Genomic DNA, 17,589 nt, shown 5'->3' with positions numbered 1-17,589 from the left:
TTACAATTCAAATCAAAAAATCGGATTACTGAATGTATTTAATCGATTCGAAAGTTGTTTGATGAAAATATTTTTTGAACTGATGATGTTCTCCATTAATCTCTATATCGATTTCTAAATAATCATTTTGATTAAAATGAATTAAATCTATTTCGAAGAAATAAATATTTCGGATAACGTGAGAATCGGGTAAAATGGTATTTTTCAATAAAATATCATTTGTTCCCATTGCCAATTCTCCATAAAATGTAACATCCGCTTTGATCTTTTTTTGAGAAGAATTTGAATAAAAATCAGCTTTAACGATATTTATACGAACTGTTTTTTCGGTATTATTTTGAATAGAAATTAAAAATTCTAATGTATTTTTTTTCTTTGTTACCGAATCTATTTTTACTTCAAATTCTGAAATTTGTTCATTAGAATCATCAATCAAATCATCATTTTTTTCAATTTTCAAAAATGATATTTTTGGTTCTTCTTCTTTCAGAAGTGGTTTTTCTATTTGAGCTGTTTTTAGTTTTTTGTAAATAACGAACAGCACTAACAATACAAGTAAAATGAATAAATATTTCATTCTACAAATTTAAAAATTAAATCGTTTTTCTGATTTCGAAAAAATGATTTGTTTCGTTTTAGACAATTTTTTTTCTGAAACGAAAAGCACAAAAAGCTAAAACAAGTACACTTCCTGCTACAGCCAAACTAATAGGATTTGAAGATTTAGAGCTATTTTTACTAAAATTTGTTTGTATTAATTGACTATTTAAACCAGAAGATTGAGCAAATGAAATAGTTGTACTTGCTATCAATAGTAATAAAAATTTGAAGAGAGTTTTCATAATAATGAATTAAATAAAAAGTTTGGTTTTGGTATTAAAAATTTATAAAACAAATACAATGCCTAATTTTCTTAAAATCAAATAATTTTCAATTTAGTCATGACCATTCAATAATCTTTTTTTTTTGAGGAGGATAAATCACAAACACTTATTTATCAACTATATAAAAAAAACTCAATCCATTTACTGAATTGAGTCCTTTATTTATGATGTAAAAACTTTAATCTAGTTCTATTTTAACAAAATGATTGTCCAATAAATGATCAATTAAATCTTGTGATTTATAATCAATCGAATTTTTCACTTGCTCTTTTGCTTTTGTATGTTCTTCAATTCGATGCAAAGCTTTATAAAAACGTCGAACTTCATTCAAATTCTTCAAAATTAATTTTGGAGCTTCAGCTTTTTCTCCATTTTCTTCTTTGCAAATCATCGTAAAATAAGACGAATTACAATGTTTAATTTCGCCCGTTTGGATGTTTTGACTTTCTACTCGAATTCCTACAACGATTGACGTTCTTCCTACATAGTTAACCGATGCTTTTAGGGTTAATAATTCCCCTACTTCTACTGGCGTTAAGAAATCTACTCTATCCACAGATGCCGTGACACAGTACTTTCCAGAGTATTTGGAAGCACATGCGAATGCAATTTGATCGAGTAGAGAAAGAATGAATCCACCATGAATTTTTCCACTAAAATTGGAATGTGATGGAAGCATTAATTGCGAAAAAGTTACCAATGAACTTTTTACCGTTTTGTAAATCATTTTATCTATTGTTGTGTGTGTGTTCAATTTGTAGTAATTAAGTTTAGACTGTAAAATTCATCTGCAATTTCGCGATTATTAGACAAACGAGGAACTTTATTTTGTCCACCCAATTTTCCTATCGATTTCATATAATGCTGAAAACCTTCTGTTTTAACCTCAGAAACAACAAGCGGACGCAAAATATTTCCCGTAATCAAATCATCATAATATGTATTTTGATGACGCATTTGTGCATCCAATTCTTTATTAAAAATGGTTATATCTTGTGGTTTTTGATCAAACTCGATTAACCATTCGTGATAAGGCAAACCTTCTGTTGGATTAACTTGAGGCGCAACTGTAAACTCATTTACACTCGCTGGATATTTTTCTAAAGTTTTTTGTAAAGCCTGTTCCACTTCATGACCAATTACATGTTCACCAAAAGCAGATGTATAATGTTTGATTCGACCAGAAACAACAATTCTATAAGGTTTTATCGACGTAAAACGAACTGTATCACCAATATTATATCCCCACAAACCTGCATTTGTATTGAGAATTAGAACATAGTCTTTTCCAATTTCAACATCTTTCAAGGAAATTCGGGTTGGATTTTCATCAAAAAATTCATCAACTGGTACAAATTCATAAAAAATTCCATTGTTCAATAAAAGCAATAAATCATCACTTTTTTGTGAATCTTGATATGCAATAAACCCTTCTGAGGCAGGATATGTCTGAATACAATCTATTTTTCGACCAATTAATTGATTCACTTTATCGCGATATGGTTCATAATTTACACCTCCTGTTACCATTAATTGTAAATTCTTAAAAATCGACTGAACATTTTCTTTTCCAGAAACTTTAATCAATCGTTCAAAATACATAATCAACCAAGGCGGAATCCCAGAAATCAGCGTCATATCAGCTTTCACCGTTTCATCCACTACTCTATCCACTTTCGTTTCCCAATCTTCAATCACATTTGTTTCATAAGACGGTAAACGATTTTTTTGCAAATAATTTGGAACAAAATGAGCACTAATTCCAGAAAGTCGACCAACTTTCAATCCGTTTTTATCTTCGAGAATTGGACTTCCTTGTAAGAAAATCATTTTTCCGTCAACAAAATTAGAATTCTTAGTTTCATTAATATAAAACAATAAAGCGTTTCGAGCAGAATTTATATGAGATGGAACAGATTCTTTTGTAAGCGGAATATATTTTGCACCAGAAGTTGTTCCAGAAGTTTTAGCTAAATAAAGAGGTTTTCCAGGCCAAAGAATATCAGACTTTCCTTCAATTACCTCATCAAAATAATGTTTCAAACCTTCGTAATCGTTGATTGGAACTTGCAATTTGAAATCTTCATAATTTTTGATTGATTCAAAATGATGATCAACTCCAAACTTTGTATTTTTTGCAGCAATAATCAATTCATTTAGAATTTTGTCTTGTGTTTCTAGCGGATTATTTATCCACTTTTGTTCTTTGTTGACAATGTATTTTGCAAAAATTTTCGCTAAAAAAGCTTTCATGCTGTTCCTTTAAAACATTATTATTGGTCGAATTTAAACGAATATTCTAAATAATTTAACAACAATTGCAATGATTTTTCTTAGTCAAATCACTAATTACATTAAAGCTAAAACGTTAGCTATCATTTTATAATCATCCCGTAAAAAGTCGCTTCTCTATTATTTCTATTCCACATAAAATTATCTTATTTTTTCGAAGGATACAAGATTTTTTCTAATCGAACGTTTTATTGTAGATTTGTTTTTATTCGCTATCATGAAAAAGATTGTACTGAGTATCTTCGCCGCAAGTTTTTTAATCGGCTGTTCTACGCAAAAAAATAGTTTCAAAAACCGACAATATCACAAGATGACATCGTGGTTTAATGGAGTATTCAATGCTGAGGATGAGTTAGAAAAAAAGAACACAGAACTACAAACAAATTATGTAGAAAATTACTCGAAGATTTTACCTGTTGGAATAGAATATTTTTCTGTTTCGGACTCTGCTAATTTAGGTGAATTTAATACGCCCAATTTTGGTATTGGAAGTGGAAATCGAAATAATCAAGATAAAGTAGAAAAACCTCTTGGATTTGCTGCTGTAGAGGCAAAAGCTTCGAAAGCAATCGAAAAACATTCGATGTTAATTAAAGGAAAAGAAAATAATCCTTTGATGGGTCGCGCTTATTTATTGATTGGAAAATCATTATTTTATCAAAAAAAATACTTTGAAGCGCTTGATGCTTTAAACTATGTTGTCAAAAATTTCAAAGATTCTAAATACGCGCAAGAAGCGCATGTTTACAAAACTGTTGCCGAAATAAAAGGTGGAAATTACTTTGATGGAATCGAAACTTTACAAAAACTTTACGAAAACGATCCGTATAAAAGTAAAGAATTAAAAACAATGATTGCGCGTACCTATGCTCAATTTTTAATTGATCAAAAAAAGTACGAAGAAGCACTTGATCCATTGCAAAAAGCCGAATATTTTTCTACAAATAAAGATGAACGAGTTCGAATATTTTATACGTTAGGACAAGTTTTTTCTAAATTAGGAAAACAACAAGAAGCTGGTGAAGCTTTCACGCAAGTTTATAAAATGAAGCCTGGATTTGATATGGAAATCAAATCGCAATTAGCGATTGCTGCTAATTTTGATCCAAAAATTAATAATTATGGAAATTACAAGCAAAACTTGTTGGACATCTCGAATAAAGGAATTTATGCATCGAAGAAAAACGAGTTATATTACGGAATTTCTGAAATGGCTTTTCGAGCTGACAAAATGGATGATGCTGTAGAATATGCAAAATTGAGTTTGAAGGAACCAATGTCTGATCCTTATATTCGTGGGCGCGCTTTCGAAAATTATGGTGATATAAAGTTCAAGCAAAACGATTATGTTTACGCATCGGCTTATTATGATTCGGCACAAACGAGTTATAATTTGCCAGAAGATCAAACGCGTATTCAGAAACGAAATGATGTTTTGAAAAAATTGATGGAAAAACATTATTTAGTTCAGAAAAATGATTCGATTCTAAAACTTGCTGCACTTCCAAAAGAAGATCAATCAAAATTCTTCACAGATTATATTGAAAAATTAAAGAAAAAAGAAGAAAAGCAAGCTATAGAAGAGCAAAAAGAAATGGAAACTTTTCAGTTAGAGAATAAAACAGCAAGTTTTACGACGAGTTTCAATAATGCTGATAAAGGAAAATTCTATTTCTATAATCAAAATTTAAAATCGACTGGACAGCAAGAATTCCAACGTATTTGGGGAGGAATTTCGTTGAAAGATAATTGGAGAAATTCGAATGCGATAAGTACTGTAATTGAGGACAAACAGAATGAATTGACAGGGCAAATTGCTGCTGGCGATCCAAGACGTTTTGAACTTGATTATTATTTAGATCAAATTCCAACTTCTCAGAAAGTATTGAATGAGTTGAAAGTTGTGAGAGATACAACGCAATTGTCTTTAGGTACAGGATATTTTGATATTTTCAATAATGCTGAATTAGCTGGAAAAGAATTGAAAGCCTTGGTTGCTTCGCCTCCAAAATCTGATGATGTGTTATTAAAAGCGACTTATCAATTGTATCGTATTTATAAAAATCGTGATCAAAAATTAGAAGATGAATACAAAAATGTGATTCTAACAAAGTATCCAAATACGATTTATGCAGGTTATATTCTTAATCCAGAAGTTGAATACATCACTGCTGAAACAAAAGAAGCTTTAGAAGCCTACAAAGTTGCATACACGTTGTATCAAGATAAAAAATATGATGACGTAAAGAAAAAAGTACAAGAAGTAATTGTAAAATTTCCTACTGAAATTATCATTGCTAAATTTGCTTTATTAAATGCTTATGTAATCAAACAAACTGGAAAAGATAGCGATTTTGAGCAAGCTTTAGAAATTGTAATTACGGCTTATGACGGAACCGAAGAAGCTAAGCAAGCAAAACGTTTGTTGGATAAATTGCGTAACACCAACCGAAAAACTACTGAAAATCAAAAGATTGAAGAAAACCAACCACAAATTAATGCTGTAGATAGATCACCTACACAAATCATTGAAAAAGAAATAAATCAACCGAAGAATAACAATGATGATAAAAATGTTCTTAAAAAAACTGTAAAAGAATCAAATACAGTTAGTCTTGAAGGAGGGGATACGAATTATTAAAATATAAATTAAATTAACACCATGAAAACAATTCATTACATCTTATTCTCTCTTTCCGTTTTGGTTGGAGGAAATGTAATCGCACAACAAACAAAAACTTATGACATTCCTTTGGTTGGAAATGCTTTTGAAGTCGGTCATAAAGAAGGATCATCTTCTACAGTTACAAAAGTGAATGCTTTAATTTCTCCACAAACTAAAAATGTAACAAAAACGTATTTCAAAGTTTTAGGAACTGGAAATGTTAATATTCAATTAAAGGGTGAAGCTAAAAATGACGCTCAATTAAATGTTGGTTTCAATAAAAAAACAAAAAAATACAATTGGAAATCTACTGATAAAACTATTTCTGTAGGTACATTCGCTATTTCAAAACCGGGTTATGTTTCTGTTGATTTAAGCGGATTGAAAGGCGAAATCCCTATTACAGATTTGATAGTTAGTGGAACTGCAGTAGACAACGGAATTATTTATAGCAACGATCCGCAGTACTATTATTGGGCGAGACGTGGACCTTCTTGCCATTTGGCTTACGAGATCCCTACAGAGAAAAATGTTTCATATTACTACAATGAAATCGTTGTACCAAAAGACGCTGATATAATTGGTTCTTATTATATGGCAAACGGTTTTGGAGAAGGATATTTCGGAATTCAAGCTAATTCACAAACGGAAAGACGTATTTTGTTTTCAGTTTGGAGTCCTTTCGTAACTGATGACCCAAAAAGTATTCCTGATGATGAAAAAATCGTTTTGTTAAAGAAAGGAGACAATGTGAAAACAGGAGAATTCGGTAACGAAGGTTCTGGTGGACAAAGTTATATGAAATACAATTGGAAAGCCGATACAACGTATAAATTCTTATTGAAAGGTGTTCCAAATGGTGATAATTCGACAACTTATACAGCTTGGTTTTTTATGCCAGAAACGAATAATTGGCAAATCATCGCAAGCTTTAAACGCCCTAAAACAAATACATACCTAAAAAGATTTCACTCTTTCCTAGAAAATTTTATGCCAACACAAGGTTACTTAACTAGAAAAGTAAACTTCAACAATCAATGGGTTTATGATGGAGAATGGAAAAAAGTAAATGGAGCAAAATTAACTGTTGATGCAACTTATAAAGCAAATCAACGTATTGATGCAACTGGAGGAACAACATCTACTGGATATTTCTTGAAGATGGGAGGCTTTTTTAATGAAATTGAACAACCTGGAACAGCTTTCAAGTTTGATAACAAACAAACTGCACCACAAATTGATTTTTCGAAATTACAATAATCAATATTGTATAAACTAAATAAAAAATCGGTTGGAATTATCCAACCGATTTTTTATTTACCTCAACTTCATATCACCATCTTTTATCCAGTTTTTCTTTTTCATGAAAATGTAAATTAAATATGAAATAATTGCTGGAGCAATGATTTGCAAAATTAATATTGAAGTTAAAATATATGAAGTATCATATTTAGATTTCATAGCATTGAAAGTTCCTATTTGTCCAACCAAACCACAAGAACCCATCCCCGATTCTAGAGCTGTATTTTCCATATTGAAATAAATAATTGCAATTGGACCTATAATCGCTGAAGCTAAAGTTGGTGGAATCCAAATTTTCCAATTTTTATAAATGTTCGGAACCTGTAACATACTTGTCCCTAATCCTTGTGCTAAAACACCTTTCAAACCATTATCCTTAAAACTGATTGTAGCAAATCCAATCATTTGTGCACAACAACCTATTGTTGCAGCTCCAGCTGCTGAACCGTCTAATTCTAACATTAGACACAAAGCAGCTGATGAAATTGGTAAAGTCAAAACCATACCGACAATTACAGCAATTACAACTCCCATTATCAAAGGATTAGAATCGGTTGAAAATATAATTATTTCACCAATCCATTTCATCATTTGTTGAACAGAAGGACCAATGATTTGTGCTAAGATTACTCCAACCAAAACAGTAATAATCGGTGTAATTACAATATCTATACGTGTTTCGCCTGCTACCATTTTTCCCACTTCAACCGCTACAATTGTCGCTATAAAAACACCTAAAGGTCCACCTAATTGATATGCTGCAATTCCTATAACTGCTGACGAAAATAACACCAATTGAGGTGCTCGTAAACTATAAGCAATAGCCAATGCTATCGCAGGTCCTGTCGCTTGATTCGCAACTGGCCAAACAATATCAGTTAAAAAAGAAATATCTAACTCTTCACCAATAGTTTTCAAAATTGTACCAACCAATAAAGTCGCAAATAAACCATAAGCCATTGCGCCCATTGCATCGATAAAATATCGTTTTGCAGAAATTTGTATATCTTTTTTGAGTAGGAAATTTTTCATGTTTGAAATTAAAAAAATCTATTATTTGTATAAAAAACTAATCTATTTCATTCTCTTTTTTACACCAATCAAGCATATATTCATATAAATCAGTCATATTAATTGATGGATTTTCTTTGTACTTTGCAAGCATTACTTGATTAAAATCTGTAAATTTCGCAAAACCTCTCATATTACTCATCATTCCATTCAATTCTGGCAAATATTTATCCAAATCTGTTTTGCTATAATTATCATGAACATATAATGTATAAACAGCAAAAGTCATGTATTCGTTAAAAACCTTGTAAGGTGATTCATACATATCAGTTATTGTAGGTTTCGCCCACTTTTTACGATTTGACAATGCTTCATTGATTTGTTTCACATATTTATCAGAAACAGGATTTACATAATTATGATCGATTTCAGTAAATACAACACGTGATTCTAACAATTCATTTTGCGTAGGAGTCAATTTTGAATCAAAATCTGCACGAGCAATGAACATAATAGTTTGTGTAAATCCGTTATCCTCAAAACGCGATGTAGAATGCGCTCCATAAATTAACGGCGAAAAATATACTGCGTATGAACCATAACCAAATCCGAACTTTTTATCCAACCAATTTTGCATTTTCTGAATTGGATTTAATTGATTATACCTTTGCAAAAGTTCTGTATAATACGGTTGGTTGTTCTTATAGAATACTCTAAAATTACTCACTTTTGCAAAATCTTGGAACACTTTTGCATCTTTCATCGGATCAAACGTATACCAGCCTTTTGCCATTTGACCTATGTTTCCATTATTTTTAATCTCTCCGTTTTTATCAAAATTATATGCACAAGCATTCATTTTCAAGGCATAATAATAGCGATAACTTGTATTAGAAAACATATTTCCTTTGTAATCCTCAATATACTGTAAATCTGTAATATATTTTTTAATCGTATCTATCGCAGGATGATTCAAATAAGGCTTAAAGTACTCTTTTACTTGTTTATAATATTCTGTTTTGGTGTCAAACATATTAATTTCTTTCTCAGCATCGGGATGCAAAGCCATTAAAATATTGACCAATTCACTCACTTCCGGAATCGCAACTTCAGTTTTTCCTTTATATTTATTGATATAATCTTTTGTAAAATTTACGTTAGGTGCAATTCCAATAATACGTTGATAAGCGGTATCTTTCTTATTCTGAATGATTAAAAAATCAATCGTTTCACCTTTTTTTAAATCAAAAGAAAGATTATTCTTTCCATCAGAATAAATCACTTCACTCTTTTCATTTGAAACTTCTGCCATAAAAACATCTGGCTTAATTTTAGAATTAATAGCCCAAGATTTGCTTGATATTTTACCATTTACTTTTATTTCAAGCATTTTTTCATTGGTATGTAAAACTTTTTGTGCAAAACTTGGCATTGCTAACAAGGTGAATAAAGCTACAATTACATTTTTTTTCATATTAGTTTATAAGTATTTTTAAAAGAAAACAACCCCATCAAAAGATGAGGCTGTTAAAGTATTATTAATAAAAAAATTACATATTTCTACGGTACTGTCCGCCTACTTCGAATAAGGCAGAAGTGATTTGTCCTAATGAACAAACTTTGGTTGCTTCCATCAACACTTCAAAAATATTTTGATTGTTAATAGCCGCTTGTTGTGCAGTTTCTAATGCACTTTCAGCTTGTTGTTCATTAATTTTATTCAAGTTTTCTTTAGTTTTAATTTGAAATTGTTTTTCCTCTTCTGTTGCACGAATAACCTCCGCAGGAACCACTGTTGGCGAACCTTTTGAACTTAAGAACGTATTTACACCAATAATTGGGAACGTTCCGTTGTGTTTCAATGTTTCGTAATACAATGATTCTTCCTGAATTTTAGAACGTTGATACATCGTTTCCATCGCTCCTAAAACGCCACCACGTTCTGTAATACGATCAAATTCTTGTAAAACTGCTTCTTCTACTAAATCCGTTAATTCTTCAATTATAAATGAACCTTGAATTGGATTTTCGTTCTTCGCTAAACCTAATTCTTTGTTGATAATCAACTGAATAGCCATTGCTCTACGAACCGATTCTTCTGTTGGCGTTGTAATTGCTTCATCATACGCATTGGTATGCAATGAGTTACAGTTGTCATAAATTGCATATAAAGCTTGTAAAGTTGTACGAATATCATTGAAATCAATTTCTTGTGCGTGCAATGAACGACCCGAAGTTTGAATATGGTATTTTAACATTTGCGCACGTTCATTAGCTCCGTATTTATTTTTCAAGGCTTTTGCCCAAATTTTACGTGCCACACGACCAATTACCGAATATTCTGGATCGATACCATTCGAGAAGAAAAACGATAAGTTTGGCCCAAACGCATTGATATCCATTCCGCGAGATAAATAATACTCAACATACGTAAATCCGTTAGCTAACGTAAACGCTAACTGCGTAATAGGATTCGCTCCTGCTTCAGCAATATGGTAACCCGAAATAGAAACCGAATAGAAATTACGTACATTTTGATTGATGAAATATTCTTGCACATCGCCCATTAAACGTAACGCAAATTCAGTTGAAAAGATACACGTATTTTGTGCTTGATCTTCTTTCAAGATATCTGCTTGAACCGTTCCACGAACTTGAGCTAATGTATTTTTCTTGATTTCAGCATAAACATCCGCAGGTAAAACCTGATCTCCCGTTACACCTAAAAGCATCAATCCTAAACCATCATTTCCTTCTGGTAAATCACCATTATAACGAGGTCTTTCCAAACCTTTGTCTTCGTAAATAGCTTTGATTTTTGCTTCAATTTCAGTTTCTAAACCATTTTCTTTGATGTATTTTTCACAATTTTGATCGATTGCAGCATTCATAAAGAAACCTAACAACATAGGTGCTGGTCCATTAATCGTCATCGAAACTGAAGTTGCTGGATGCGATAAATCGAAACCAGAATATAATTTCTTCGCATCATCTAAACAACAAATCGAAACTCCGGCATTACCAATTTTTCCATAAATATCAGGACGATGACCTGGATCATTTCCGTATAATGTTACCGAATCAAACGCTGTAGACAAACGCTTTGCAGGCATTCCTTTCGAAACATAATGGAAACGACGATTGGTACGCTCTGGTCCACCTTCACCCGCAAACATACGCGTTGGATCCTCACCTTCACGTTTAAATGGATATAATCCCGAAGTAAAAGGAAACTCTCCCGGAACATTTTCTTGTAAAACCCAACGTAAAATATCGCCCCAAGCTTCGTACTTTGGCAATGCAATTTTAGGGATTTGTAAATGCGATAAAGACTCAGAATGTGTCTGAATTTTAATTTCTTTATCACGCACTTTAAATGTATAAACTGGATTTTTATATTTGTTTACCTTTTCGTCCCAAGTCGTGATTACTTCCCAGTTGAAAGGATCTAAATTCATTTTTAATTTATCAAATTCAGCTAAAAGAATTTTAACTAAATCTGCATTTTCAGTTCCAGAAATATCAATTCCGTGTTGAGAAATTGTTGGCTTTTTTCCAGAAAGTGTTTCAATTGTTTTAAAGAAACCATATAGTTTTTGAGCTACATCTCTCTGTGCATTTGCACGAACATCATATCCACGATTATTCTCTGCAATCTCAGATAAATAACGTGTTCTTGAAGGTGGAATAACAAAGATTTTCTCTGACATTTCTTTTGTAATTTGAAAAGAAGATTTCAAATCTGCATTTGTTTTTTCAACCACTTTATCAATGATTGATTGGTATAATTGATTGGTTCCTGGATCGTTAAATTGTGAAGCAATTGTTCCAAAAACAGGCATTTCATCAGGATTTATATCCCAAAGATTATGATTACGTTGGTATTGTTTTTTTACATCGCGTAAGGCATCTAACGCACCACGTTTATCGAATTTGTTAATCGCAACAATGTCAGCAAAATCTAACATATCAATCTTCTCTAATTGCGTTGCAGCACCAAATTCTGGCGTCATAATGTACAAAGAAGCATCAGAATGATCTAAAATTTCGGTATCTGACTGACCAATTCCAGAAGTTTCTAAAATAATCAAATCATATTTCGCTGCTTTCAACACTTGAATTGCTTCCTCTACATATTTCGATAACGCTAAATTTGATTGACGAGTTGCCAACGAACGCATATAAACACGAGGATTGTTGATAGAATTCATACGAATACGATCGCCTAACAAAGCACCACCCGTTTTCTTTTTCGATGGATCGACAGAAACCAAAGCAATTGATTTTTCTGGAAAATCAATCAAAAAACGACGCACTAATTCATCTACCATAGACGATTTTCCTGCTCCTCCTGTTCCCGTAATTCCTAAAACCGGTGCAGATTTATCAGCTACTTTATCGAAATCAAATGCCTTCAAAAAATCTTCTTCACGATTTTCTGCCAACGAAATTAGTCGCGCAATCGTCGTGATATCTTTATCTTCTAATGATTGATAAACATCTTTTCCTTCTGGCAATTCTAATGGCCCTGTCGGAAAATCTGCTTTCTCCACCATATCATTAATCATTCCTTGCAAACCTAATTCGCGACCATCATCAGGAGAGTATAAACGTGTAATTCCGTAATCCATCAACTCTTTAATTTCTGACGGTAAAATTACTCCACCTCCACCTCCAACGATGCGGATATGACCCGCTCCTTTTTCTTGAAGCAAATCGTACATATATTTGAAATATTCGTTGTGACCTCCTTGATAAGATGTCATTGCAATTGCATTTGCATCTTCTTGTATCGCAGTATTTACAACATCTTCAACCGATTTATCGTGACCTAAATGGATTACCTCGCAACCCGTTGCTTGAATAATGCGACGCATAATATTAATCGACGCATCATGCCCATCAAACAAAGCAGCAGCAGTTACAATACGTACTTTGTTTTTAGGAGTGTATACTTCTTGTATTGGATGTACAAACTTTTCTTTCTTTTCTTCTTGAGTAATTTGTGACATTTATTTGTGATTTTGATTTTTTATGACTCTTGCTAAGATAACATAAATTTCAATGTTTTTCGTGCAGATAAAATTATCATATTCAATAAAATATTAATGTTTTATTAATAAATCACTATAATTTATATTGATTTATTTACAATATATTATTAACTTTAAAGAGAACTATTTTAGAATTCTACTTATGAATACTTATTCTCTAAAAGATCTATCAGATCTGTCAAGACTAGATGAACAAATGATTGTTTTATGGGATAAAAAGTTCAAATTGTTTAACGAGGATAAGATTGATAAAAATTCATTATTTAACCACGATCACTTAAAAAAAGTTATTATTATTTCTTTTTTAATTGAATCAAACAAAAAATATACAGTAGAAAATTTAAGTGTAAAATCACTTTCAGAAATACAACTTTTATCCGAATTTGAAATTCAAAATTATATCCAGAAAAACAAAAGTTACGAACCAATTATTGTGTTATTAATCTGTTCTTGTTTTTCATATGACACACGTTTCTTTGACGCTATTCTTACACTTTGTTTCAATAAAATTGGAATCGAAAAATGTTGTATAGATATTGTTTTTCCTTTTTTAAGCAAAATGTCTATCATTATGGAAAAGTATACGATTCAAGAATCGGTTATTTCCTTTTCTAAAAATTTAATTAGAAAACATCTATTTTATTTGATTAAATCAATTCCATATTCAGATCAAAATTCTCGTAAATGGCTTTTATTTTTACCTGAAAAAGAAAATGAAGATTTAGAATTAATTTATACTCATCTTCTTTTAAAAATTAATAACGAAAAAGGAATTTATTTAGGGGAAAATCAGAGTTTAAATTCTATTTTAGAATGTATTGAAAATACTCAAATAACACATATTTTTATTTATATCTCTAAAAATTATGATTCCACTTCTCTTGAAATTTATCTCGAATCAATCACGAAAAATCTTCCAAATGTTACCATTTTTGTAGCTACTTATACTATTCTAAAAGAAAAAATAACCGAAAAAGTTCCGTATATAAACGTAAACACCCCTACAGCTTTTAATTCTTATTTACAAAAAATTATGGCGATGTAAATTATTTACTTTTGATTTCCCAATTTATAGGTTGTAGATTCTTACTTTTCAAAAAATCATTAGTTTTCGAAAAAGGTTTACTTCCCCAAAAACCTCTGTAAGCTCCTAATGGAGAAGGATGAGCAGATTCTATAACAACATGCTTATTTCGGTCAATTTTTGCTCCTTTTTTTTGAGCATAAGCTCCCCAAAGTATAAAAACTAAATTTTCTTTTTGATCAGAAAGCTTCTGTATTACAGCATCTGTAAATATTTCCCAACCTTTTTTCTGGTGCGAACCTGCCTTAGAAGCTTCAACCGTCAATGTTGCATTTAATAATAATACACCTTGTTTGGCCCATGTTTCCAAATTTCCTGAAGTCGAAATTCCTATTCCTAGATCATCATTCAACTCTTTATAAATATTCTGCAAACTTGGAGGTAATTTAATTCCATCGGCAACTGAAAAAGACAAACCATTTGCTTGTCCAACTCCATGATAGGGATCTTGACCAATCAAAACAACTTTTACATTATCAAAAGGCGTATAATCTAACGCAGAAAATATTTTGGATGCGGGAGGATATATTGTTTTTGTTTTATACTCATTTCGTACAAAATCTGTCAATATTTTAAAGTAATCTTTTTCAAATTCATTCTTTAAAACTTCTTTCCAAGAAGCATCTAATTTCACATCCATTTTCATATATTTATACAGAAACAAAATTAACCAATTTTAACCTCTATGAAAAAGTTTCTTTACCTAATTCCCTTTTTTATACTAAATTCTTGTATAGATTTTGCTGATGATGATCCTTATGATTTAGGCCGGAAAATTGAAAATAATATAAAAGTTTTGAATACAGATATGATATATAATGCAGACCGAACATACAACATAAGCACTGAAGTGAAGAATAAAAACAAGGATTTTTCAGTAAAAGTTAAATTAACTTTTGAATTTAAAAATCCAAATCCGACAATCAATTCCGAAACTTTAACTATTGATTTAAAACCAAATGAAACTAAAAAATCAGTTTTCAGAAGTAGCAAAGCAAATACTAACACAGATCAAATGACATATATTAATAAGGTCAAAATTAATGTCATTCACTTTGATCGGTCATAAAAAATCACGGATTTCAAAGTATTTCATGATTTTGAATTTGTCGAAATTTTATCCGTAATTTTGCGTTAATGCAAATATCAGAACAAACTTTAAAAGATTTAGAATTTAATGCGGTTCAAAAAGAAATCGCAGAATTTGCTTATACAGAAAAGGTTGAGGCACTTATTTTTAACTTAAAACCTTATCAGGATCACCAACTTTTGGTACAAGATCTACAAACGACAAACGAATATTTAACAAGTTTCGAGACGGGAAATCGTTTTCCGTTTTCAGAATATTATATTTTAGATGAAAATCTAAGCCGATTAGAAATTGAGAATTATTATTTGCCTGCAGAAGAATTCTTCAAAATCAAGGCAAATACGCTTCAAGTGAAAGAAATCTTGAAATATTTGACAGCTTTCAACGAATATGCACCTGTTTTGTTTGAGAAAGCTTCAACGATTACTTACGAAAAAAATATCATAAAATTAATCGATCAAGTATTCAATAAATTTGGAGAAATCAAGGACGACGCAAGTCCTGAACTGAAAATTGTACGCGATCGTTTGCGTCATTTGAATGGACGAATTACCGAATTATTCAATAAATCGATGTCTTATCATTCGGATTATTTGGATGACATTCGTGAATCTGTTGTTGGAAATCGTCGCGTTTTAGCCGTTAAATCTGCTTTGAGAAAACGTGTGAAAGGGCAATTTTTAGGTACTTCTAAAACTGGATCGATTACGTTTATTGAGCCAGAAAGTGTACAAAATCCTCGTCGTGAATGGGAAGAATTAAAAGAAGAAGAAAAACATTTGGTTATTCAGATTTTATTAGATTTAACTGCTCAAATTGCAGAATACAAACCAAATCTTGAAGAATATCAAACGTTTTTAGAATACATCGATTTTACACAAGCGAAAGCAAATTATGCTTTTTTGATTAATGGAATTTTACCTCAACTTTCTGAGAATCGAATTATCAAATTAGTCGATGCTTATCATCCTGTTTTATTCTTAAACAATAAAAGAAAAGCTCAAAAAACGATTCCGCAGAGTTTAGAAATTAACGAAGATTGTCGTATTATCATTATTTCTGGTCCAAATGCTGGAGGAAAATCAATTACGTTAAAAACGATTGGTTTGCTTCAAATTATGATCCAGAGCGGTCTTTTAGTTCCTGTAAAAGATGAAAGTCAATTTGGATTCTTTAATCAAATTTTCACAGATATTGGAGATAATCAATCCATTGAAAATCACTTATCAACATACAGTTATCGTCTAAAACAAATGTCGTATTTCTTGAAAAATGCTGATGATAAAACATTATTGTTAGTTGATGAATTTGGGACAGGTTCTGATCCAGAATTGGGTGGAGCTTTGGCCGAAGTTTTCTTTGAAGAATTTTATGAACGTAATTCTTTCGGTGTTTTTACGACGCATTATACCAATATCAAATTGAGTGCAGAAAGTTTGCCAGAAGCGATCAACGCATGTATGTTGTTCGATAAAAAAAGTTTGGAACCGCTTTATCGTTTAGAAATTGGACAAGCCGGAAGTTCGTTTACATTTGAGGTTGCAGAGAAAAATAAAATTCCGTTTCGTTTGATTAATCGCGCAAAGAAAAAGGTTGAAAGTGAAAAAGTGAGTTTGGATAAAACCATTTTGAAACTTCAACAGGAAAAATTTGAGATTCAGAAAACAAAAGATCATGTTGAAGAGTTGCGCGAAACGAATATTGAACACAATGAAAAATTAGAACAAACAAACGAAAAAATTCAACAAAAACTATACGATTTTCAGCAATTATATGATCGTGAACAAAAACGTTTGAAACTTGGAGAACGTATTTCAGACATGGCGGATTCTTATTTGAAAACGAAAAATAAAAAGCAAATGATTTCGAATTTCTTGAAATTAATTGAAATGGAAAACTCGAAAAAAACGAAAGAAGTTCAACAATTAAAGAAAATCGAAAAGATTGTAGAGAAAGAAGTTAAACGCGAATTAAAAGAAAATTCAGAAACAATTTCTCAACAAAAAGAAGTCATCGAAAAGAAAGAAAAAGCAGCTACTCAGAAAAAAATTGATGCTTTGAAAGTTGGTGATCGAGTAAAAATTCATGGTTCTTCAAGTGTTGGAACAATTGATAAGATAAAAAAAGAAATTGTTTTTGTAAACTATGGTTTATTTACAACACAGATTAATGTAAACGAAGTATATAAGATTTAAAAAAAAAAAGAA

General features: G+C 31.1%; 12 protein-coding genes. 5 read left to right on the top strand and 7 right to left on the bottom strand.

Annotation, left to right across the window (positions count from 1 at the left end; genetic code table 11):
- Positions 1–25: 25 nt before the first annotated feature.
- From N5D46_RS07860 to N5D46_RS07850, 3 genes are all read right to left on the bottom strand, one after another.
- The gene (locus N5D46_RS07860) at positions 26–577 is read right to left on the bottom strand and encodes a hypothetical protein (RefSeq protein WP_280049677.1); all 552 of its coding nucleotides are present in this window, start codon (positions 575–577) and stop codon (positions 26–28) included.
- 485 nt (positions 578–1,062) lie between these two features.
- Positions 1,063–1,611, bottom strand: a complete 549-nt coding sequence (locus N5D46_RS07855; RefSeq protein WP_181816338.1) for an acyl-CoA thioesterase — start codon at positions 1,609–1,611, stop codon at positions 1,063–1,065.
- 23 nt (positions 1,612–1,634) lie between these two features.
- Complete coding sequence (locus N5D46_RS07850; RefSeq protein WP_280049676.1) at positions 1,635–3,137, bottom strand: GH3 auxin-responsive promoter family protein; 1,503 nt, start codon at positions 3,135–3,137, stop codon at positions 1,635–1,637.
- Between the two features lie 349 nt (positions 3,138–3,486).
- Between N5D46_RS07850 and N5D46_RS07845 the strand changes: the two genes are divergently transcribed.
- Both N5D46_RS07845 and N5D46_RS07840 read left to right on the top strand, forming a co-directional pair.
- The gene (locus N5D46_RS07845) at positions 3,487–5,817 is read left to right on the top strand and encodes a tetratricopeptide repeat protein (protein ID WP_280037628.1); all 2,331 of its coding nucleotides are present in this window, start codon (positions 3,487–3,489) and stop codon (positions 5,815–5,817) included.
- 21 nt (positions 5,818–5,838) lie between these two features.
- Entirely contained in the window at positions 5,839–7,101 is a 1,263-nt protein-coding gene (locus tag N5D46_RS07840; RefSeq protein WP_125350328.1) for a DUF3472 domain-containing protein, read from the top strand.
- 57 nt (positions 7,102–7,158) lie between these two features.
- On the opposite strand, the gene N5D46_RS07835 is transcribed toward N5D46_RS07840, so the two are convergent.
- The 3 genes from N5D46_RS07835 to N5D46_RS07825 all read right to left on the bottom strand — a co-directional run bounded on the left by N5D46_RS07835 (position 7,159) and on the right by N5D46_RS07825 (position 13,166).
- Positions 7,159–8,175, bottom strand: coding sequence for a PTS sugar transporter subunit IIC (locus tag N5D46_RS07835; RefSeq protein WP_125350329.1), 1,017 nt, complete (start codon positions 8,173–8,175; stop codon positions 7,159–7,161).
- Positions 8,176–8,212: 37 nt separating this feature from the next.
- Positions 8,213–9,628 (bottom strand): DUF4932 domain-containing protein, encoded by a 1,416-nt coding sequence (locus tag N5D46_RS07830; RefSeq protein ID WP_125350330.1) that lies wholly within the window; start codon positions 9,626–9,628, stop codon positions 8,213–8,215.
- A gap of 76 nt (positions 9,629–9,704) precedes the next feature.
- Positions 9,705–13,166, bottom strand: a complete 3,462-nt coding sequence (locus N5D46_RS07825; RefSeq protein ID WP_280049675.1) for a methylmalonyl-CoA mutase family protein — start codon at positions 13,164–13,166, stop codon at positions 9,705–9,707.
- Between the two features lie 184 nt (positions 13,167–13,350).
- On the opposite strand from N5D46_RS07825, the gene N5D46_RS07820 reads away from it, so the two are divergent.
- Positions 13,351–14,253 (top strand): hypothetical protein, encoded by a 903-nt coding sequence (locus N5D46_RS07820; RefSeq protein WP_280049674.1) that lies wholly within the window; start codon positions 13,351–13,353, stop codon positions 14,251–14,253.
- A gap of 1 nt (position 14,254) precedes the next feature.
- Here N5D46_RS07820 and N5D46_RS07815 read toward each other — a convergent pair whose 3' ends face one another.
- On the bottom strand, positions 14,255–14,932 hold the full coding sequence (locus tag N5D46_RS07815; protein WP_115002030.1) for a uracil-DNA glycosylase: 678 nt from the start codon (positions 14,930–14,932) through the stop codon (positions 14,255–14,257).
- Between the two features lie 45 nt (positions 14,933–14,977).
- On the opposite strand from N5D46_RS07815, the gene N5D46_RS07810 reads away from it, so the two are divergent.
- Together N5D46_RS07810 and N5D46_RS07805 are read left to right on the top strand one after the other, a co-directional pair.
- A complete protein-coding gene (locus N5D46_RS07810; RefSeq protein ID WP_115000084.1) occupies positions 14,978–15,361 on the top strand; it encodes a hypothetical protein in 384 nt (127 codons plus the stop codon).
- A gap of 68 nt (positions 15,362–15,429) precedes the next feature.
- Positions 15,430–17,577, top strand: a complete 2,148-nt coding sequence (locus tag N5D46_RS07805; RefSeq protein ID WP_280037633.1) for a DNA mismatch repair protein MutS — start codon at positions 15,430–15,432, stop codon at positions 17,575–17,577.
- Positions 17,578–17,589: the final 12 nt, after the last annotated feature.

It is taken from the genome of Empedobacter sp. GD03865 (genome assembly GCF_029840775.1).
GTDB lineage: Bacteria > Bacteroidota > Bacteroidia > Flavobacteriales > Weeksellaceae > Empedobacter > Empedobacter falsenii_B.
Note: the sequence above shows the minus strand (reverse complement) of the source record. Positions and strands in the feature narration are given on the sequence as shown.